This is a genomic window from Brenneria populi (genome assembly GCF_036016195.1).
GTDB classification, from domain to species: Bacteria; Pseudomonadota; Gammaproteobacteria; order Enterobacterales; family Enterobacteriaceae; genus Brenneria; species Brenneria populi.
The window spans coordinates 1-3172 of sequence record NZ_JAYWTM010000005.1 but is presented as its reverse complement, the minus strand read 5'-3'; the positions used below and the strand labels follow the sequence as shown (position 1 = coordinate 3172).

2 protein-coding genes and 1 tRNA gene are annotated in these 3172 nt (G+C 55.7%); 1 reads left to right on the top strand and 2 read right to left on the bottom strand.

Translation table 11 applies throughout. The features are described from left to right. Positions 1-121: 121 nt before the first annotated feature. Positions 122-1447 (bottom strand): amino-acid N-acetyltransferase, encoded by a 1326-nt coding sequence (gene argA, locus VSX58_RS07500; protein ID WP_327612606.1) that lies wholly within the window; start codon positions 1445-1447, stop codon positions 122-124. A gap of 237 nt (positions 1448-1684) precedes the next feature. On the opposite strand from argA, the gene amiC reads away from it, so the two are divergent. Continuing rightward, entirely contained in the window at positions 1685-2926 is a 1242-nt protein-coding gene (gene amiC / locus VSX58_RS07495) for an N-acetylmuramoyl-L-alanine amidase AmiC (RefSeq protein WP_327617549.1), read from the top strand. A gap of 125 nt (positions 2927-3051) precedes the next feature. On the opposite strand, the gene VSX58_RS07490 is transcribed toward amiC, so the two are convergent. Then, positions 3052-3128: transfer RNA gene (locus VSX58_RS07490), tRNA-Met, on the bottom strand. Positions 3129-3172: the final 44 nt, after the last annotated feature.

Here is a 3172-nt window from a genome sequence, read left to right as displayed (position 1 = left end):
GACGACGGCATGAGCGCGCAATTTCCGGCATAAGGGAAGGCGGATAAATGGACTTTTTTACCCGTTTCGATCAGGCGCGCTGGGAGTTTACCTATGGCGCGCCGGACAGTTTAGCGGGGAGTCAGAGGTCGAGCACCAGAATTTTAGAACGGCGCTGGTAGTTGTACAGCTCCTGTTTTTTTCTCGGCAGCATCTCGACTTCGGCAGGTAAAAATCCGCGTTCCTGGAACCAGTGAATGCTGTGCGTGGTCAGGACGAACAGCTTTTTCAGCCCCTGCAGGCGCGCCTGCGCGGCGATGCGTTCCAGCAACATATCGCCGCGCGAAGAGTTGCGATAGTCCGGATGCACCGCCACGCAGGCCATCTCGCCGATGCTCTCTTCCGGGAAGGGGTAAAGCGCGGCGCAGGCGATGGTCAGGTTATCGCGCACGATAACGGTGAACTTATCGATCTCCATTTCCAGCTGTTCGCGGGAGCGTCTGACCAGAATGCCCTGCTGTTCCAGCGGGCGGATCAGTTCCAGAATGCCGCCGATGTCGTTAATCGTGGCCCGGCGTACCTGCTCGGCGCTTTCCATGACGATTTGCGTGCCGATGCCGTCGCGGGAAAACAGCTCTTGCAGCAACGCGCCGTCAACTTGATAGCTGATCAGATGGCTGCGGCGCACGCCGCTGCGGCAGGCCTTAACCGCGCCGCGCAGGAATCTGACCGTGCCGGACTGGTAATCGCCTTCCTTTTCCAGGGCTTCAATACGCTGCTGCGCGTCATCCGGGAAGAGTTCGGAAACGATGTTACCCTCTTCATTGGTTACGCCCTGCGAAGAGCAGAAGCCGATCATTTTTTCCGCTTTCAGCTTGATCGCCAATTGGGTGGCGACCTCTTCGGACGTCAGGTTAAAGCTCTCTCCGGTGACGGAAACCGCCACCGGGCCGAGCAGCACAATCGCGCCGCTGTCTAACTGGCGGTGTAGGGCGTCTTCATCGATACGGCGAATGCGTCCGCTGTGACAGTAGTCGACGCCGTCATCCACGCCGAGCGGCTGGGCTATGATAAAGTTCCCGCTGACGACGTTAATGTGCGCGCCCTGCAGCGGGGTATTGTTCAAGCTCATGGACAGGCGGGCGGTGATATCCAGCTGCAGCATTCCGGCGGCCTGTTTGACCAGCTCCAGCGTCGTTCGGTCCGTGATGCGGATATTTTTATGGTAAAGCGGTTCGTAGTGATGGGTCGTCAGATTATTGTCGATCTGAGGACGCGCGCCATAAACCACCACCAGTTTAATACCCAGGCTATGCAGCAGTCCGATATCGTTGACGATGTTGGCGAAGTTTTCATGCTCAATGGCTTCTCCGCCCAGCATGATGACAAAGGTTTTGCCACGGTGGGCATTGATATAGGGAACGGTATGGCGAAAGCCTTCTACCAGTTCTGTACTACGCTCCTTCACTGCGACTCCTATTTGAATTTTTATTCGTAATTTTTGTATTTTTATTCTTTGCGAGATAAAAGGCAAGGGGTATGTGGCGAGCAAAGTCCATACCGCTGTAATTTGCCAGTTACAGGGGAAAACGGCGCGAAATTATTTTTGCATGACACCAGGGTAGAGATTAGTTAAAGTTTTTGACTATTTCACTCTTTATGCTTTCGGCATTTGGCAATCGCACTGTAATCAGACCGGAGTTGCATGTCTTACTCGAATCACAATATGACTCGGCGGCGCCTGTTGCAAAGCGCCGCGGCAACCTGGCTGTTAAGTGTGAGCGGCGTCGGAATGGCCGCCGCTGCGCAGGCGATCGCCGTACGCGTCTGGCCTTCCTCTTCCTATACCCGGGTTACGCTGGAGTCCAATCAGCCGCTTAAATATAAGCAGTTCACGCTCGGCAATCCGGACCGGATTGTGGTGGATATAGAAAATATTCATCTTAATAGCGTTCTGAAGAGCATCTCCAGCCGCTTTCATCAAGACGACCCGCTGATTAAAAATGCCAGAATCGGCCAGTTTGATAAAGATACGGTGCGTTTGGTTCTGGAGCTAAAGCAAGGGGTCGACGCCAAAATCTTTACGCTGAGTCCGGTGGCGGAGTTCCGCCATCGTCTGGTGATGGATCTTTACCCGCTGGCGGGCCGCTATGATAACGAAGAGGATCCGCTGCTGGCGCTGCTGGAGGATTATAACAAGGGCGATCTGGAGCGGACGCTGCCGGCGGAGGCGCCGCAGCAAGGGAAAGCCGGGCGCGATCGTCCGCTGGTCATTATGCTGGATCCCGGTCATGGCGGCGAGGATCCCGGCGCTGTCGGTAAAAATAAAACCCGGGAAAAAGATATCGTGCTGCAAATCGCCCGCCGCCTGCGCGCGTTGATCGAGCGCGAGCCGAATATGAAAGCCTATATGACGCGTAATGAAGACGTCTTTATTCCACTGCGCGTGCGGGTCGCCAAAGCGCGCAAGCAGCGCGCCGATCTGTTTATTTCCATTCATGCCGATGCGTTCACCAACCGCGCCGCGCGCGGCTCGTCGGTGTTTGCGCTCTCCAAGAAAGGCGCGACCAGCTCCGCCGCGAGCTTTTTGGCGCAGACGCAGAACGAAGCGGACTTAATCGGCGGGGTCAGCATGAGCGGCGATCGCTATCTGGACCACACCATGTTTGATCTGGTTCAGACCGTTACCATCAATGACAGTCTGACGTTCGGCAAGGAAATATTAACCCGTTTGAGCAAGGTCAACCGTCTGCATAAAAATCGCGTCGATCAGGCCGGGTTCGCGGTGCTGAAAGCGCCGGACATTCCTTCCGTTCTGGTGGAAACGGCGTTTATCAGCAACCTGGAAGAAGAGCGCAAGCTGCGCACCAGCCAGTTTCAACAGCAGGTGGCCCAGTCGATTCTCGATGGGATTAAAGCTTATTTCGCCAGCCGGGCAGGGCGCTAGCGCATAGGAATAAAAGAGGACGGCGGCGAGCTGTCGCAGGATGGCCGCCGGGATAGCGGCCCGTAGCGCTGAAGGCCCAAAACAAAAAAACACCCGCTAAGGGTGTCTATTCGCTGATAATCAATTGGTTGCGGGGGCCGGATTTGAACCGACGACCTTCGGGTTATGAGCCCGACGAGCTACCAGGCTGCTCCACCCCGCGTCCGTCTTGATATCTTTTTTTGCCGATGGTTTTACTCACATCGG

Bases quoted from the DNA above. Each gene is read 5' to 3' on its own strand.
- amiC (WP_327617549.1), top strand. From the start codon at position 1,685: ATGTCTTACTCGAATCACAATATGACTCGGCGGCGCCTGTTGCAAAGC.